Below are 16,906 nucleotides of genomic sequence, written 5' to 3'. Positions count from 1 at the left end.
CTGGAACCCGGCGACACTGCCGGGGTGGGGGGCGCCTCGGTGGGACCCAACGATCAACCACGTGAAGGCGTGAGCAACGCGGCAAACCTTATGCCTTCAGTTTTTTAAGTCAATAGGGTGTGAGGAAGAAATCAGATCACCGTTTGCCCCTTGTTAACTTCAAGAGTTGAAGTGATCTTGATTCAGCGCAGTCGCTGGCTGACGACCTTCGACACGCCGTCGCCCTGCATGGACACTCCATACAGGGCGTCCGCCACCTCCATCGTGCGCTTCTGGTGCGTGATCACGATGAGCTGCGAGCTCTCCTGCAGCTCCTTCATGATCCTGATCAGCCGCTGGAGATTGGTGTCGTCCAGGGCCGCCTCCACCTCGTCCATCACGTAGAAGGGGCTCGGACGGGCCTTGAAGATGGCGACGAGGAGCGCCACCGCCGTCAGCGAGCGCTCGCCGCCGGAGAGCAGGGACAGCCGCTTGACCTTCTTGCCCGGCGGGCGGGCCTCGACGTCCACGCCGGTGGCCAGCATGTCGTCGGGGTCGGTCAGCACCAGCCGGCCCTCGCCGCCGGGGAAGAGCCGGGAGAAGACGCCCTCGAACTCGCGGGCCGTGTCGTGGTACGCCGCCGTGAAGACCTCCTCCACCCGCTTGTCGACGTCCTTGACCACCTGCAGCAGGTCCGCCCGGGTCTTCTTCAGGTCGTCGAGCTGCTCGGAGAGGAACTGGTGCCGCTCCTCCAGCGCCGCGAACTCCTCCAGCGCCAGCGGGTTGACCTTCCCCAGCTGCTGGTAGGCGCGCTCGGCCGCCTTCAGGCGCTTCTCCTGGGCGGCGCGGTCGTAGGGGACGGGCCGGTTGCGGGGGTGAGCGGGGTCCTCGGGCAGCACCTCGCCCTCGGCCGGGGGCGAGGGCGGTACGGGCTGGTCGGGGCCGTACTCGGCGATCAGTACGGCGGGTTCGACGCCCAGCTCCTCCAGGGCCCGGCCCTCCAGCTGCTCGATGCGCAGCCGCTTCTCCGCCCCCAGCACTTCGCCGCGGTGCACGGAGTCGGTGAGCTTGTCGAGCTCGGCCTTCAGGTCGCGGGCGGCGCCCCGGCCGGCGACGAGCTCCTCCTCCCGCTCCGTCTTGGCGGCCTCGGCGGCGCGCCGCTCCTCGTCGGCGCGCACGAGGGAGGCCTCGACGTGCGCCAGCAGCTGCCGGGCGCCGGCCGCGACGGCGGCGGCCACCTCGGCCTCGTGGCGCAGCCGGGCGCGGCGGCGCTCGGCGCGGGCCCTGGCCTCGCGTTCGGCGGCGGCCGCGCGGTCGAGGGAGTCGGCCCGGCCGGCGAGGGCCTTGACGCGTTCCTCGTGCGTACGGACCTGCAGGCGCGCCTCCATCTCGGTCTGGCGCGCGTTGGCGCCGTCGGCGGCGAGGCGGTCGCGTACGGAGGTGTCGGGCTCGTCGGTGCCGTCGGCGGCGGCGAGCTCCTCGGCCGCGGCGAGGCGGGCGGCCAGTTCCTCGGCCTCCTCGGTGGCGCGGGTGAGGGCCTCGCGGGCGCGTTCGGCCGCGGCGGCCGCGCGTTCGGCCTCGCCGGCGGCGGCGCGGGCCTGGCCGGCGAGCCGGCCGAGCGCCTGGGCGCCCTGCGAGCGTTCCCGCTCGGCGGCGCTGCGGCGGGCGGCGAGCTCCTCGACGAGCGCGGCGGCGGCGCGGCGGCGTACGCCGGCGGCCTCGCCCTCGGCGCGCAGGGCGGCGCAGCGCTCGTCGAGGCGGGTGAGGGAGGAGGCCGCCTCGTCGACGGCGGCCTGGGTCTCCAGCAGGCTGGGCGCCCCGCCGGAACCGCCCTGGGCGTAGTGGGCGCCGAGCAGGTCGCCCTCGGCGGTGACGGCGGTCAGGTGCGGCCGGGAGTGCACGAGGGCCTCGGCGTCCTCGAGGGTGTCGACGACGACGAAGTCGCGCAGCAGCCGGTGCACGGCGGGCAGCAGGGTCTCGGGGCCGCGCACGAGGCGCGCGGCGTACAGCGGCCCTGCGGCGTCCGGCCCGCCGGGCAGGGACGTTTCCTCCGGTGCCCCGGCGAGGAGGAGGGTGGCCCGGCCGGCGTCCTCCTTCTTCAGGACGCGCAGGGCCTCGGCCGCCGCGGCGGGGCCGGTGACGGCGACGGCGTCGGCGGCCGCGCCGAGGGCGGTGGCGACGGGCAGTTCGTGGCCGGGGGCGACGCTCAGCAGTTCGGCGGCCGGGCCCAGCACGCCGGTCAACCGTTCCTTCGCGCTCAGCAGGGCGCCGGTGCCGTCCTTGCGGCGCAGGCCGAGGGCGAGGGCGTCGTGGCGGGCGGCGAGGGCGGCGCGGTCGCGTTCGGCCTCGGTGACGGCCTCGCGGGCGGCGTCGAGGTCGGTGTCGGCCTCGGCGAGGGCGGCCCGGGCCCGTGCGTGGGCGGCGGCCAGTTCGGCGTCCTCGGCGTCGGTGCCGCCGGCCTCGGCGAGGTGGCGCTCGTACTCCTCCTGGGCGGCCGCGGCGCGCTCGGCCGCCTCCTGGCGGGCCTGTTCCAGCCGGCCGATCTCGGCCTCGGCGGAGGCGGCGCGGCCGCGGGCGGCGGTGACCCGGCCGTGCAGCCGGGCGAGCTGTTCGCGGCGGTCGGCGACGGCGCGGGCGGCGTCGCGCAGCCGGCGTTCCTCCTCGGCGAGGCGGCGTTCGAGCTCGGCGCGGTGCGCGGAGGTGTCCTCCAGGGCGCGGCCGGCCGCCTCCAGGGCGGCTTCGAGTTCGGCCTCCTGTTCGCGGATGCGGGCGGCCTCGCGTTCGAGGTCCTCGGGGTCGCGGCCGCGCCGGTCCTCGGCGGGGGCGGAGGTGGCGCTGGTGACGCGGGCCTCGGCGAGGCTGACGGTGCCGCGGACGCGTTCGGCGAGGCGGGAGAGCTCGTACCAGGTCTGCTGGGCCCGGGCCAGGCGCGGGGCGAGGGCGCGGACCTGCTCCTCCAGGGCGGCCTCGCGCTGGGCGGCGGCGCGCAGCTCGGCCTCGGCGGCCTCCTTGCGGGCCTTGAGGGCGGCCTCGTCGGCGATCTCGGAGCGCAGGGCCTCGCGCAGGGCGACGAGGTCGTCGGCGAGCAGGCGCAGCCGGGCGTCGCGCAGGTCGGCCTGGATGACGGCGGCGCGGCGGGCGACGGCGGCCTGCCGGCCGAGCGGCTTGAGCTGGCGGCGCAGTTCGTCGGTGAGGTCCTGGACGCGGGCGAGGTTGGCCTTCATCGCCTCCAGCTTGCGCAGCGCCTTTTCCTTGCGCTTGCGGTGCTTGAGGACGCCCGCGGCCTCCTCGATGAAGGCGCGGCGGCCCTGGGGATCGGCGTGCAGGACGGAGTCGAGCTGGCCCTGGCCGACGATGACGTGCATCTCGCGGCCGATGCCGGAGTCGGAGAGCAGTTCCTGGATGTCCAGCAGGCGGCAGGTGTCGCCGTTGATCTGGTACTCGCTGCCGCCGTTGCGGAACATGATCCGCGTGATGGTGACCTCGGCGTACTCGATGGGCAGGGCGCCGTCGGAGTTGTCGATGGTCAAGGAGACCTCGGCGCGGCCGAGCGGGGGACGGCCGGTGGTCCCCGCGAAGATGACGTCCTCCATCTTGCCGCCGCGCAGCGACTTGGCCCCCTGCTCGCCCATGACCCAGGACAGGGCGTCGACGACGTTGGACTTGCCCGAACCGTTCGGACCCACCACACAGGTGATGCCGGGTTCGAAGCGCAGGGTCGTGGCGGAGGCGAAGGATTTGAACCCGCGCAGGGTCAGGCTCTTGAGGTGCACGCGGGAGGACTCTACCGGCCGGCCGCCCCGCGCCCGGGCGCTGCCGCTGTGTCGCTCGTTGTTCGCACGGGTTTCACCCTGCGAGGGGCAGGGCACATGAAGGGCACGTCGTGCGTGAGGCGGCGATCGGGGGGCGCGACCGACACGGCCTTCAGGGGCGGACCGAGGGGGGAGCCGGCGGGGGGATACGACGAAGGGACGCCGAAGCGTCCCTTGCAGCTGCGACTCCTGGTGGCTGATGGTGCAGCCCGACCGGGCCCCCGGGGGCAGGGCACGGATCAGGCGAGCGCAGGCTCCGCCTTGGATACGTCGATGGTGTCGAGCAGCGAGTCACCGCGGTGAGCGGCGGCAGCCAGCGCGTCGTTCTCGGCCTGCATCCGGATGAGCTCGGATTCGAGGTCCTGGACACGCTGCTGGAGCCGTCGCATCTCGGAGAGGACTCGGGGGTCGGAGCCGCCGACGTAACCGAGAAGCGCCTTTGCCATGATGGATGGTCCTCCACACTGAGTGACCGACCGAAGCGGTGTGGGTCGTGAGGGATTCGCACCCGCGGTGTCTGCCATCGCTACTACGGTCTTCCAATGCCAAACAGCTTAGGTGCGCGGGGCTTCCAGAGTCTCACCAAATGGTTTGACGGTCAACACGATCACACCCTGTATCCGCAGGCGTCCCGGGGGTGCGCGCCGGTAATCGGCACCGCATTCCGCACCCGGGGCCCTCAGGGGCGCTTGGAGATCATCCGTTGACAGGCAGCCTTGCACGCTGCGGCCCGCTTGGCAACCATCGGGCGATTTCCGTCCCTCACATATGCCGCCGGCATATGTGAGGGACACCCGTCCGGCGCCATTCCGGGCGGAAACCCGGCCAATATCCGATTTCCCGGCCGTACGGTCAGCGGATCTCGAAGCCGGCGTAACCCCCCTTGGGCGCGTCCCAGATCTCGGTGACACCGTCGACGCGCCCGGGCGTGTCGCCGTCCCGCAGCCAGTCGAGCAATTGTTCGCAGGCTCCGCGGGGGCCCTCGGCCACGACCTGCACGCGACCGTCGGACAGGTTGGAGGCAAAGCCGATCAGATCACCGATCCGCAATGCGTTGGCCCGAGTGAACCAACGAAAGCCAACACCCTGCACATGGCCGCGCACCCACGCCGTCAGACGGACATTCTCGTTCATGCCTGCACGTTAACCGGGCAATTACATAAGCAGCACTTCGACCCCGCACCCCGTGCCGTACAGTCGCGGCCGAATAAGGCTCCCCCGTACGAGTGACCACTTCGACACCGACACGTGAGGAAGACTGCGGATGGGTCGCCATCGACGCTCCGAGGACCCGGCCGAGGCGGTCACCCAGCCCCTCCCCGTCGTACGCCCAGGTGGTGGTGGCGGGCGGCACCGCAGCCCGCACCGGGGCGGGCGGAAGAAGACGCCGCACCCGCAGGCCCTGGCTGCGGCCGCCGCGAAGGGCGGCAAGGGGGCCCCGGGCCGGCGCGCAGGGCTGCTGGGCGCCTCGGCCGCGGTGGCCATGGGCGCCGTGGCCATGGTCTCGGGCCTGCTGCCGGGCGGGGTCTTCCCCGCCGGGGACGGGCAGCCGCCGGGGACGGGCGCCGGCGGTCAGGTGCGCGCCGACAGCCCGCCCGAGGCAACCGTGCCCATCGCCCCGGCGGGCCCTGCGCCCGGCGCGGGCGCCCGGCCGCAGCGGCCGGCCGACCGGCCGGCGGGCGACCGCGAGGAGGCGGTGGCGCAGGACGGGGCGATGCAGCAGGTAGAGCAGGTGGGCTTCCACGAGCCGGCCCGGACCGCGCCCGGCCGGGACGCCGGACCGCGCCACGCCGCCGCTCCCGCGTCCTCCCCCTACGCCGCACCCTCCGGGCATCCGGCCGGCGTGCCGCGCCCGGCCGCACCGGCACACGGGCAGCACGCGCCGCACGCCCCGCACGCGCACCACTCCCCCGCGCCCGACGATGACGACGAGGACGTGCAGCCGCTGCGCGCCGCGGCGCTGGCCGACCCGCACGCGGCCGCCGCCCACCTGGTGGTGGCGCTGGTCAACGCCGAGCGGGCCAGGGCCGGCTGCCGCCCCTTGCGGGCCGACGTGAGGCTGAACCGGCTGGCGCAGTCCTTCAGCGACGACATGGAGCGCCGGAGCTTCTTCGACCACACCGACCCCGACGGCCGGACCCCCTGGGACCGGGCGGCCCGGCGCGGCATCAAGAACCTCGGCGGGGAGAACATCGCCCGCGGCCACCCGGACCCCCACACGGTGATGGAGGCCTGGATGCGCAGCAGCGGGCACCGCGCCAACATCCTCAACTGCGACTACCGCAGCATCGGCGTGGGCATCCGCCACGGCGGCAACGGCCCCTACTGGACGCAGGACTTCGGCTACTGACACCGGTCCGCGGACCACGGGCGCCCGTGGTCCGCGGACCGCCTGCCGTCAGGCGGCGGCGCGGCCGGCGACGAAGATCCGGGCCTGCTCGGCGACACGGCGGCCGAGGTGCTCGGCGGTGGCTATGTCGGCCTTGTGCACGCCCTCGGGGCCCTGGTCGTTGTTGGACTGGGCGGCGGCGCCGAGGAAGAAGCCCAGGCGGTTGAGGTCGTTCTCTGAGGCGGTGCTGCTGTTCCAGCCCGGCATCAGGCCGAGGCCGACCCAGTGCATGCCGTGCTGGGCGGCGAGCACGGTGAAGAACTGCAGGGTGTGCAGCTTGTCGCCGCTCTTGGAGGCGGAGTTGGTGAAGCCGGCCGCCAGCTTGTCCTGCCAGGCGCGGGTGAACCAGCGCTTGGAGCTGGCCTCGGCGAAGGTGTGGAAGGCGCCGGAGGCGGTGCCCATGTAGGTGGGCGAGCCGAAGACGATGGCGTCCGAGGCGTCCAGCAGCTCCCACTGCTCGTCGGTGATCTGCCCGACGTCGACCAGGTGGACGGTGGCGCCGGCGTCGGCGGCCCCGGCACGGACGGCCTCGGCCAGGACGGCGGTGTGGCCGAAGCCGGAGTGGTAGGCGATGGAGACGACGGGCGTGGTCATGGTGGCTCCCTGGACGGTGCTCGCTACGGCGGGGGTGCTGGCACGACCAGCACTGCGAAAAGGTAAGCACTAACTTTTGGAAAGCGCAACCCCCTGCGCAGCGCTGTGCAGGAGTATGGTGTCTGCATGGGGACGATTGACGAGCACCACGACCAGCTGCCCTTCGACGTCTTCGCCCGCAGCTGCCCCTCGCGCGAGACCCTGGGGCACGTCACCGGCCGCTGGGGCGGTCTGACGCTGTGCGCCCTGCGCGAGGACACCCTGCGCTTCAACGAGCTGCGCCGCCGCGTGGAGGGCGTGAGCGAGAAGATGCTGTCCCAGACGCTGCACGCGCTCGAACGCGACGGCCTGGTCTCGCGCGACGCACAGCCGACCAACCCGCCGCGGGTCGACTACGGGCTCACGGAGCTGGGGCAGGAGGTGGCCGACCGGCTGCTGGGCCTCGTCGAGGTGCTGGAGCAGCGGATGCCCGACGTGCTGGAAGCACGCCGCGCGTACGACGCCGAGCGCGCCTGAGCACCGGCCCCGGCGGTCGGGCCGTGGGGCGCGTCAGGCCGTGGGGCGCGGCGGGCGCTGGCAGCGGGGGCAGAAGTAGCTGGAGCGGTTCATCCACGGGCGCCGGCGGATGGGTGTGCCGCAGCGGCGGCACGGTTCGTCCTCGCGCCCGTACGCGTCCAGGGAGCGGTCGAAGTAGCCCGACTGGCCGTTCACGTTGACGTAGAGGCTGTCGAAGCTGGTGCCGCCGGCCGCGAGGGCCTCGTTCATGACCTCGCGGATGTGCGTGAGCAGCTCCGCCGTGCGCGGCCGGGTCAGGCCCGCGGTCGGGCGGTCGTAGTGCAGCCGGGTGCGCCACAGCGCCTCGTCGGCGTAGATGTTGCCGACGCCGCTGATCAGCGACTGGTCGAGCAGGGCCCGCTTGACGGTGGTGCGTCGCCGGCGCAGCGCGGCGTGGAAGGCGTCGTCGTCGAAGGCCGGGTCGAGGGGGTCGCGGGCGATGTGCGCGATGACGTCCGGCAGGCCCTCGGGGTCGCCGGGCACGGTCTCGTGCAGCGAGAGGCCGCCGAAGGTGCGCTGGTCGACGAAGCGCAGCTCGGTGGCCTCGGCGTCGGCGAAGCGGAAGCGGATGCGCAGGTGCTTCTCGTCGGGCGAGCCCTGGGGCTGGACGAGGAGCTGGCCGCTCATGCCGAGGTGGGCGAGGACCGCGAGAGCGGGGGTGCCGGTGGCGGTCCCGGTCGGCGGCTCGACCGGCAGCCACAGGTACTTGCCGCGGCGCCGGGCGGTGCCCAGGCGCTGCCCGGTCAGCCGGGCGGCGAAGTCCTCGGGGCCGGCCACGTGGCGGCGCACCGCCCGGGCGTGCAGGACCTGCACCGATGCGACGGTGCGGCCGCACGCCCAGCGCTCCAGGCCGGAGCGGACGACCTCGACCTCGGGCAGTTCGGGCAACGGTGCTCCTTCGTCGCGATCTTTGTCACTGAAGTCACTGAGGACGCCCGGACGCCCGGATGAAGACGCCGGGATACGCCACCGCCGGGCGGCCCGCAAGGGGGCCGCCCGGCGGTGAGCGGGACGGTACGTCAGCCGGAGGCTTCGGCGGTGTCGTCCTGCCCGGCCGCCTCGACCGCGGTACCCGCCTCGGCCGCGGCCTTCTCGGCCTTGACGCGGGCTTCGGCGGCGCTGTTGATGGCGCGCCAGGCGGACTCCGCCGCCTGCTGTTCGGCTTCCTTCTTGCTGCGGCCGGTGCCGGTGCCGTACGCGACACCACCGACGCGGGCAGCAGCCGTGAAGGTCTTCTCGTGGTCCGGGCCGGTCTCGGTGACCAGGTATTCCGGCACGCCGAGGCCTTCGGTGGCGGTCAGCTCCTGGAGGCTGGTCTTCCAGTCCAGGCCGGCGCCGAGGTTGGAGGACTTCTCGATCAGCGGATCGAAGAGCCTGTGCACCAGCTCGGCGGCCGCGTCGAGGCCCTTGTCGAGATAGACCGCGCCAATGACCGCTTCCAGGGTGTCGGCGAGGATCGATGCCTTGTCCCGGCCCCCGGTGCCCTCCTCGCCCCGGCCGAGCCGGATGAAGGAGCCGAGGTCCAGGGTGCGGCCGACCTCGGCCAGCGCCCGCGAGTTGACCACCGCGGCCCGCAGTTTGGCCAGCTGGCCTTCCGGCAGGTCGGGGTGGATCCGGTAGAGGGTGTCGGTGACCACCAGGCCGAGCACGGAGTCCCCGAGGAACTCCAGCCGCTCGTTGGTGGGCAGCCCGCCGTTCTCGTACGCGTAGGAACGGTGAGTCAGCGCACGCACCAGAAGGGCGGTCTCGAGGCTGTACCCGAGCCGCCCTTCCAGAAGCGTGTGGGACGAGGCCGTGTCCGCCGGCGCCTTCTTCGGCGTAGTGGCGTCTGACATGGAGCCTGTCACCCGCCGATCAGACCGCGAGGACCTGGCGCTTGTTGTAGGTGCCGCAGCTGGGGCACGCGATGTGCTGCTGCTTCGGCTCGTGGCAGCGCTCGCACGCCACCAGAGGGGTGACCGCAGCCTTCCACTGCGACCGGCGGTGGCGCGTGTTGCTGCGCGACATCTTCCGCTTCGGAACAGCCACGGCTACTTCTCCTGTGAGTCATCCCCGTTGGCACGGGGTGCGTTGTCCATCTCTCCGGCCGTGTCGCCGGAGAGTCCCTGCAGTGCCGCCCAACGAATGTCGACGGTCTCGTGGTGGTGGTCCGGGTCGTCCGCCAGCCGTGCCCCGCACTCGGAGCACAGACCAGGGCAGTCGTCCTGGCACACCGGCTGCAGCGGCAGTGCGAGCACCACCGCGTCACGCAGCACCGGTTCGAGGTCGAGCAAGTCGTCCTCGAGGAAGAGCATGTCCTCCTCATCGTCCTCAACGTCGTCGTCCGCGGCCACGATGCGGCCCCGGGCGTCGGCGTCGGGGTAGGAGTACATCTCCTGGAAGTCCACGTCGAGCTCTTGCTCGAGCGGCTCCAGACACCTTACGCACTCCCCGGTGAGCGGTGCACGGGCGGTGCCTGTGACGAGCACCCCTTCCATGACCGACTCCAGCCGGAGGTCCAGCTCCACCGCGGCGCCCTCGGCCACGCCGATGACCTCGATGCCGAGGTCCTGCGGGGCGGGAACGGAGCGGGAGACCCTCTTGAGCGCACCGGGACGCCGGCCCAGCTCGCGCGTGTCGAACACGAGAGGGTTACGGGGGTCGAGGCGGGCGTTCAGGGCTTCCTGCTTTCTACGCTGCGGTGACGGCGACCCCCCGGGTCGAGACACGGCGGGCAGCCCGGATCGCGGGACGTACGCGCGACCGAAGAGCCAGGATACTGGACGGCCCCCGCTGGGCCCAATCCGCACCCGGGCGGACGGCCCGAGGGGCCGGTCAGTGCCCCTGCTCGTACTGCCTGAGCTGGTTCAGGTCGATCATCGAGGTGTCGAAGAAGCTGGTCTCGTCGAGCGCGGCCGCCTGTCCGCCGCGCCCCTGAGACTGGGGTGCCTGGTGGGGCTGCCGGTGCGTCTCGACCGGGTAGACGGCCGCCGTGCCGTACGCCTGCGGCGCCTCCTGCGGCTGCCAGGCGTAGGGGTCGCTCTGCTGGTAGCCGCCGGGGACGGCGTAGGGGTCCGCCTGGTGCGGGTAGTGCCCGCCGTAGTCGTAGTCGCCCTGCTGGGGGGAGTAGCCCGCGGCGGGCGCGTAGTCGCCCCAGGCGGGCTCCTGCGGCGCCGCGGGGGCCACCGGCGGCTCCGGGGCCGCCTGGGGGGCGGGGGCGGCCGCCTGGGGCCCGGCGAGGCCCGCCAGGAAGTCCGCGTCGCTGGTGGGCCGGCCCGCGGCCATGCCGTCCTGGGCGGCGAGGTGGGCGCCGAGCTCGTCGACGGGGCGGGCGCCGAGCAGCTTCTCGCGGCCCCGGCCGACGGCCTCCAGGGTCTTGGCCAGGACCGCCGAGACGGCGCTGAGCTTGGCGTCGACGTAGGCGTCGGCGTTGTGGCGCTGGGTGTGCGCGTCGGTGCTGCGCTCGGGGGCGTCGTCGGCCGCCTCGCCCTCGTACCCCTCGTAGCCGCCCTGCACCGCTGCGGGGAGCCCGAGCAGCTTCTCCCGGCCGCGGTCGATGGAGCCGCGGGTCTTGGTGAGCACGACCTCGAAGTTGGCGAGCTTGCTGTCGACGTAGTCGTCGGCTCCGGCGCGGATCTCCGCCGCCTCGCGGTGGGCCTCGGCGAGGATGCGGTCGGCCTCCTCGCGGGCGAGGCGGGCGACCTCGGTCTCGGCGACCAGGGAGCTGCGCTGGTCGCGGGCGGCCTGCAGGATCCGCTCGGCCTCGGCGCGGGCCTCGGCCACCAGCTGCTCGCGGTCGCCGATCACCTCGCGGGCCCGGTCGAGGGAGCCGGGCAGCGCGGCCCGTACCTCCTGCAGGCCCGCCAGCAGGTCGGCCCGGTTCAGCACGCACGAGGCGGACATGGGCAGGGCGCGGGCACCGGCGACGGTCGCGACGATCTCGTCGAGCTTCTTCTGGACGTCCACCTTGACGATCGCCGCCTTCGTGACATCTTCGGGCCCGGCGGGCCCTGGGGAGGGAACGGGGACGACTGTACGGCCGCCGGACCCCGCCCGGCATGCTCTGACGGTCAGTCAGTTCGCGGCTGTCGCGCGAGCCGCTCGGTCAGGGCTTCGAGCACCACCGGCGGCACCAGGTGGGAGACGTCGCCGCCCCAGGCCGCGACCTCCTTGACCAGGCTGGAGGAGAGGAAGCTGTAGGTGGGGTTCGTGGGCACGAAGAGGGTCTCGACACCGGAGAGGCCGTTGTTCATCTGGGCCATCTGCAGCTCGTAGTCGAAGTCGCTGACCGCCCGCAGCCCCTTGACGATGGCGGGGATCTCGCGCTGCTTGCAGAAGTCGACGAGCAGGCCGTGGAAGGACTCCACCTCCACGTTGCCGTACTCGGCCGTGACCCGGCGCAGCAGCTCTATCCGCTCGTCGACGGTGAACAGGCCCTGCTTGGATTTGTTGATCATCACGGCGACGTGGACGACGTCGTACAGCTTTGACGCCCGGGCGATGATGTCGAGGTGCCCATTGGTGACGGGGTCGAACGACCCCGGACAGACGGCGCGGCGCAACGGTGGTTCCTCGCTCTCCGGTCCATTCATGACGTGCCCGAATCCCTGTCGGCTGTGCACGCCGAAGCGGCGTGACCGTACCAAAGCGTCCCCTCGCCGTAGCGACGGGCCCTCAGTGCGTCGAACCCCTCCGGCCAGCGGAATTCCCCGCCTCGGGTGCTGCGCTCCACAGTGACGAGGGCCTCTTCGGCGAGCCACCCCCTGCGCCGGAGTGTGAGGAGGATCTCCCGAAGATCGTCATCGGTGACCGCGTAGGGCGGGTCGAGGAAGACCACGTCGTACGGCTGCCCGGGCACCGGCCCGGCCACCACCTGTTCGGCCTTGCCGGAGCGCACCTCGGCGCCCGGCAGGCCGACCGTGCGGACGTTGTCGCGGATGACGCGTACGGCACGGGCGTCGGCCTCGACGAGCAGGACGTGCCCGGCGCCGCGCGAGAGCGCCTCCAGGCCGACCGCGCCCGAGCCGCCGTACAGGTCGAGCACGCGCGTGCCCTCCAGGGTGCCCAGGAAGGACACCCAGGTGGAGAACAGGCCCTCCCGCGCCCGGTCGGAGGTCGGGCGGGTGCCGGTGCCCGGCGGCACGGCCAGGCGGCGTCCGCCGGCGGCGCCGGCGATCACGCGGGTCATGGGTCTTTCCGGTCCTTCGTCGCGGTGCGGGATGCGGGCGCCGGCACGGGCCGTCGCCGGACCCAGCGTATGGCGTCCCCGCGCCGCGGGCGCACGGCAGCGCCCCGAAGGGGCGCGGGGCAGTGTCGATCTGCGGCTCCGCCGCGCGGGCGCGACAAGCCACAACGCGCCCGCAGACGGAGTGCCGTGCGGTGCCCGGGCCCCCGGGTGGCTTGTCGGCTGCAGGCCGTCGGTGGCCGATCGCGCCCACGCGGCGGCAGCCGCAGATCGACACTGCCCCGCGCCCCTTACGGGGCGCCGTGGTGCCGCATGACGAAGATCCGCCGGACAAGCCCTAGCCCTTGTCCAGGTACTCGGCGCGCTCCTGGTCCAGCAGGGCGTCCAGGGCGGTGCGCAGGTCGGGCAGGGCGGCGAGGTCGGGGTCGGCGGCGACCACCGCGGCGGCCTCCTCGCGGGCGGCGGCGATGATCTCCTCGTCGTCGATGACGGCCAGCATGCGCAGCGAGGAGCGCACGCCGGACTGGGCCTGGCCCAGCACGTCGCCCTCGCGCCGCTGCTCGAGGTCGATGCGGGAGAGCTCGAAGCCGTCCAGCGTCGCGGCGACCGCGCCCAGCCGGGCCCGGGCCGGGCTCGCCTCGTGGGCCTCGCTGACCAGCAGGCACAGCCCGGGCGCGGATCCGCGCCCGACGCGGCCGCGCAGCTGGTGGAGCTGGGAGACGCCGAACCGGTCGGCATCCATGATCACCATCGCGGTGGCGTTGGGCACGTTCACACCCACCTCGATGACGGTGGTGGCCACGAGCACGTCGACCTCGCCGGCGGCGAAGCGGCGCATCACGTCGTCCTTGGCGTCGGGCTGCATCCGCCCGTGCAGCACCTCCACGCGCAGCCCGGCCAGCGGCCCGGCCGACAGCTGCTCGGCCACCTCCACGACCGCCAGCGGAGGCCGCCGCTCGCCGTCCCCCTCCGCCTCGGCCTTCGCCTTGGCGGCGGCCTTGGCCCGGGCGCCCTCGTCCTCCTCGTCGCCGATGCGCGGGCAGACCACGTACGCCTGGTGGCCCGCGGCCACCTCCTCGCGCACCCGCTCCCAGGCCCGGGCCAGGAAGTGCGGCTTGTCCTTGGCGGGGACCACGTGCGTGGCGATCGGCGAGCGGCCGGCGGGCAGCTGGTCGAGCACCGAGGTCTCCAGGTCGCCGAAGACCGTCATGGCGACCGTGCGCGGAATGGGCGTGGCGGTCATCACCAGCAGGTGCGGGGGCTGGGCGCCCTTGGAACGCAGGGCGTCGCGCTGCTCGACGCCGAAGCGGTGCTGCTCGTCGACCACGACCAGGCCGAGGTCGTGGAACTGCACCTTGTCCTCGATCAGCGCGTGCGTGCCCACCACGATGCCCGCGTCGCCCGTGACGAGGTCGAGCAGCGCCTGACGGCGGGCGGCCGTGCCCATGGAGCCGGTCAGCAGCACCACCTTGGTGCCCTGCTCGGCGCCGCCGAGCATGCCGCCCTCGGCGAGGTCGCCCATCATCTCGGTGATGGACCGGTGGTGCTGCTGGGCGAGCACCTCGGTGGGGGCGAGCATCGCCGCCTGTCCCCCGGCGTCGACGACGGCGAGCATCGCGCGCAGGGCCACCATCGTCTTGCCGGAACCCACTTCGCCCTGCAGCAGCCGGTGCATGGGGTGCTCGGTGGCCAGGTCGTCGAAGATCTCGGCCGAGACGGTGCGCTGGCCCTCGGTCAGGGTGAAGGGCAGCTTCGCGTCGAACGCGTCGAGGAGCCCGCCGGGGGCGGGCTTGCGGGGCACGGCGGGCAGCTGGGAGTCGGCGTGCCGGCGGCGGGCCAGCGCCACCTGCAGCACGAACGCCTCGTCCCACTTCAGGCGGGAGCGGGCGTCGGCGATGTCGGCCTTCGTGCGCGGCCGGTGGACCTTGCGGAAGGCCTCCGGCAGCGGCAGCAGCCCGCGGCCCTCGCGCAGCCGCTCCGGCAGCGGGTCGCGCACCTGCGACCAGCCGCCGGCCTCCATGGAGGCGAGGACGGCGTCGACCGCCTTGGAGATCTTCCAGGACTCCATGCGGGAGCAGGCCGGGTACAGCGGGATCAGCTGGTTGGCCCACGCCTCGACGGCGCCCGCCCCGCTGTCCTCGCCGAGCATCTCGTACGCCGGGTGGGACAGCTGGCGCACGTTGCGGAAGGTGCCCACCTTGCCGGCGAACATCCCGCGCCGGCCGGGCACGAGCTCCTTTTGGTGGTGGTAGATCGAGCGGCCGAAGAAGACCAGCTGCAGCCGCCCGCTGCCGTCGGTCAGCGTGACCTCCAGGCGCTGCCCGCGCCCGGCGTTGAACTTGTGCACGCGGGCGTCGCTGACCTGGGCGACGACGGTGACGTGCTCGTCGAGCGGCAGGTCGGCCAGGCGCGTGAGCTCCCCGCGCTCGGCGTAGCGGCGCGGGTAGTGGTGCAGCAGGTCGCCGACCGTGTGCAGGTCGAGGTGCTCGGCCAGCACCTTCGCGGTGCTGCCGCCGAGGGTCTTCTTGAGGGGTTCTTCCAGCGCGGGCACGGGTCCATTCCACACCACGGCACCGACAGCCGGGGCCGTGCCGGGCCCGGAGCCGGGTCTATTCGACGCCGATCAGCAGCGGGGCCGCCTGCTGGCCGCCGTGGTAGACGACCGTGTCGACGGCGAGGTGGCCGCGGCGCACGTGCCGGCGCAGCCGGTCGGCGACCGCGTCGGGCACGCCGTCGCCCAGCACCAGGGTGACCATCTCGCCGCCGGCGGCGAGCATGCGGTCCAGGACGGTCTCGGCGGTGGCGGCCAGCTCGCCGCCGATGACGGCGACGTCTCCGTCGATGAGGCCCAGCACGTCGCCGGCCTGGCAGACCCCGGCCATCGTCCACGACTGCCGCTCGGCGACGACCAGCTCGGCGTGGCGGGTGGCCCCGGCGGCGGAGGTCATGGCGACGACGTCCTCGTCGAAGCGGCGGGCGGGCTCGTGGACGGCCAGCGCGGCGATCCCCTGCACCGGGGAGCGGGTGGGGATCAGGGCCACCCGTACGCCCTCGGTACGGGCCTGCTCGGCCGCGGCGGCCGCGGCGTGCCGCAGGTCGGCGTCGTTGGGCAGCAGCACCACCTCGCGGGCGTTGGCCCGGCGGACCGCCTCCACCAGCTCGCCACTGGCCGGCGGCTCCCCCGGCCGTACGGCGACGACGGTGGCCCCCGCCTGCGCGCACAGGGCGGCCAGGCCCTCGCCGGGCACGACCGAGACGACCGCCCGCTGCACGGGCTCGGCGGCATGGACCGCGCGCTCCTGCGCGGCCGCGCCGAAGTGCGTGATGCGCACGCGGTAGGGGCGGCCGGCCTCGATGCCGGCCTCGACGGCGGCACCGGCGTCGTCGACGTGCACGTGGACGTTCCACAGCCCGTCGCCGCCCACGACCACCAGGGACTCCCCCAGCACGTCCAGGCGGGCGCGCAGCCGGGCGACGGCCGCGTCGTCGGCCTCCAGGAGGTAGATCACTTCGAAGGCCGGGCCGGTGGGGCCGTCGTCGTGCGGTCCGGGCCCCCGGTCGGCGGGGCAGCCCTCGGCCAGCCAGCCGTGGGCGGCCGCCGCCGGGACCGCGGCCCGCGCCGCGCGGTCAGGCGCCGCCGCGGTGCCGGTCAGCGCCGCGGACAGCGCCCCGAGCACCTCCACCAGGCCCTTGCCGCCCGCGTCGACCACGCCCGCCTCCGCGAGGGCCGCCAGCTGGCCGGGGGTGGCCGCGAGCGCGGTACGGGCGCCCTCGTACGCCGCGCCCGCCACCGCGGCGGCATCGCCGGCGGTCACGGCCGCGGCGTCCGCCGCCGCGGCCGCCACGGTGAGCACGGTGCCCTCCACGGGGCGGGCCACGCCCTCGTACGCCGAGTCCACGGCGCGGCGCAGCGCGCGGCGCAGCAGCGCCGCCCCGTCACCGCGGTGATCCTCGTCACCGGCGGCCGCCAGCACCTCGGCCATGCCGCGCAGCAGCTGGGCCAGGATGGTGCCGGAATTGCCGCGGGCGCCTATGAGGGCGCCGTGCGCCATCGCCCGGACGACCTCCGCCAGGCCCGGGCGGGAAGCGGGGCCGGTGGTCGCGTGGGCGTCGAAGACCGCGTCCACGGCGCGGGCGGCGGACTCGACGGTCAGGTAGAGGTTCGTGCCGGTGTCGCCGTCCGCCACGGGATAGACGTTGATCGCGTCGATCTCCTCGCGGGCCCGGCCCAGCGCGTCCAGCGCCAGGGCGCACCAGGTGCGTACCGCCGTGGCCTCCAGCGCTTGCGGCACGTGGGGTCCTCCTCGTAGGTGGGCTCGATCGATGCGGGAGCAGAGTAGACCGGTGGGCCGCTGCGAGGGGCGGGGCAGGCGGCCCCGGGGCCGGTCATGGTAGTTTCGTTGTCCAGGAGCG

Annotated in this window: 15 protein-coding genes; 2 read left to right on the top strand and 13 right to left on the bottom strand. The window is 74.0% G+C overall.

What is annotated here, in order from left to right:
- Nucleotides 1–182: 182 nt before the first annotated feature.
- From smc to ABD361_RS15785, 3 genes are all read right to left on the bottom strand, one after another.
- A complete protein-coding gene (gene smc / locus ABD361_RS15795) occupies nt 183–3,752 on the bottom strand; it encodes a chromosome segregation protein SMC (protein ID WP_344435908.1) in 3,570 nt (1,189 codons plus the stop codon).
- A gap of 278 nt (nt 3,753–4,030) precedes the next feature.
- On the bottom strand, nt 4,031–4,237 hold the full coding sequence (locus tag ABD361_RS15790) for a hypothetical protein (protein WP_344435907.1): 207 nt from the start codon (nt 4,235–4,237) through the stop codon (nt 4,031–4,033).
- 406 nt (nt 4,238–4,643) lie between these two features.
- On the bottom strand, nt 4,644–4,925 hold the full coding sequence (locus ABD361_RS15785; protein WP_344435906.1) for an acylphosphatase: 282 nt from the start codon (nt 4,923–4,925) through the stop codon (nt 4,644–4,646).
- 130 nt (nt 4,926–5,055) lie between these two features.
- Here ABD361_RS15785 and ABD361_RS15780 point away from each other — a divergent pair, with 130 nt between their 5' ends.
- A complete protein-coding gene (locus tag ABD361_RS15780) occupies nt 5,056–6,141 on the top strand; it encodes a CAP domain-containing protein (RefSeq protein ID WP_344435904.1) in 1,086 nt (361 codons plus the stop codon).
- Nucleotides 6,142–6,189: 48 nt separating this feature from the next.
- On the opposite strand, the gene ABD361_RS15775 is transcribed toward ABD361_RS15780, so the two are convergent.
- Nucleotides 6,190–6,774: a flavodoxin family protein gene (locus ABD361_RS15775; RefSeq protein WP_344435903.1), complete on the bottom strand. Its 585-nt coding sequence runs from the start codon at nt 6,772–6,774 to the stop codon at nt 6,190–6,192.
- Nucleotides 6,775–6,900: 126 nt separating this feature from the next.
- Between ABD361_RS15775 and ABD361_RS15770 the strand changes: the two genes are divergently transcribed.
- Nucleotides 6,901–7,290 carry a winged helix-turn-helix transcriptional regulator gene (locus tag ABD361_RS15770; protein WP_344435902.1) on the top strand — a complete coding sequence of 130 codons (390 nt, stop codon included), beginning with the start codon at nt 6,901–6,903 and terminating at the stop codon, nt 7,288–7,290.
- Nucleotides 7,291–7,323: 33 nt separating this feature from the next.
- Here the strand turns inward: ABD361_RS15770 and mutM are convergent, their stop codons facing one another.
- From mutM to ABD361_RS15725, 9 genes are all read right to left on the bottom strand, one after another.
- Nucleotides 7,324–8,217, bottom strand: coding sequence for a bifunctional DNA-formamidopyrimidine glycosylase/DNA-(apurinic or apyrimidinic site) lyase (gene mutM / locus ABD361_RS15765; protein ID WP_344435901.1), 894 nt, complete (start codon nt 8,215–8,217; stop codon nt 7,324–7,326).
- A gap of 131 nt (nt 8,218–8,348) precedes the next feature.
- Nucleotides 8,349–9,164 (bottom strand): ribonuclease III, encoded by an 816-nt coding sequence (gene rnc / locus ABD361_RS15760; RefSeq protein WP_344435900.1) that lies wholly within the window; start codon nt 9,162–9,164, stop codon nt 8,349–8,351.
- A 19-nt stretch (nt 9,165–9,183) separates the two neighbouring features.
- Nucleotides 9,184–9,357, bottom strand: a complete 174-nt coding sequence (rpmF, locus tag ABD361_RS15755) for a 50S ribosomal protein L32 (RefSeq protein ID WP_086575354.1) — start codon at nt 9,355–9,357, stop codon at nt 9,184–9,186.
- Between the two features lie 2 nt (nt 9,358–9,359).
- Nucleotides 9,360–9,953, bottom strand: a complete 594-nt coding sequence (locus tag ABD361_RS15750) for a YceD family protein (RefSeq protein WP_344435899.1) — start codon at nt 9,951–9,953, stop codon at nt 9,360–9,362.
- A 190-nt stretch (nt 9,954–10,143) separates the two neighbouring features.
- Nucleotides 10,144–11,274: an ATP synthase F0 subunit B gene (locus tag ABD361_RS15745; protein ID WP_344435898.1), complete on the bottom strand. Its 1,131-nt coding sequence runs from the start codon at nt 11,272–11,274 to the stop codon at nt 10,144–10,146.
- A 104-nt stretch (nt 11,275–11,378) separates the two neighbouring features.
- Nucleotides 11,379–11,900 carry a pantetheine-phosphate adenylyltransferase gene (coaD, locus tag ABD361_RS15740; RefSeq protein WP_344435897.1) on the bottom strand — a complete coding sequence of 174 codons (522 nt, stop codon included), beginning with the start codon at nt 11,898–11,900 and terminating at the stop codon, nt 11,379–11,381.
- Nucleotides 11,897–12,496, bottom strand: a complete 600-nt coding sequence (rsmD, locus tag ABD361_RS15735; protein ID WP_344435896.1) for a 16S rRNA (guanine(966)-N(2))-methyltransferase RsmD — start codon at nt 12,494–12,496, stop codon at nt 11,897–11,899. Before rsmD ends, coaD begins: the two co-directional genes overlap by 4 nt.
- 334 nt (nt 12,497–12,830) lie before the next feature.
- Complete coding sequence (recG, locus tag ABD361_RS15730; RefSeq protein ID WP_344435895.1) at nt 12,831–15,044, bottom strand: ATP-dependent DNA helicase RecG; 2,214 nt, start codon at nt 15,042–15,044, stop codon at nt 12,831–12,833.
- 58 nt (nt 15,045–15,102) lie between these two features.
- Entirely contained in the window at nt 15,103–16,785 is a 1,683-nt protein-coding gene (locus tag ABD361_RS15725; RefSeq protein WP_344435894.1) for a DAK2 domain-containing protein, read from the bottom strand.
- Between the last annotated feature and the right edge of the window lie 121 nt (nt 16,786–16,906).

The organism is Streptomyces luteosporeus (assembly GCF_039532865.1).
Classification (GTDB): Bacteria; Actinomycetota; Actinomycetes; order Streptomycetales; family Streptomycetaceae; genus Streptomyces; species Streptomyces luteosporeus.
The sequence above is the reverse complement of the archived record's forward strand: the minus strand, read 5'-3'. Positions and strand labels throughout refer to the sequence as shown.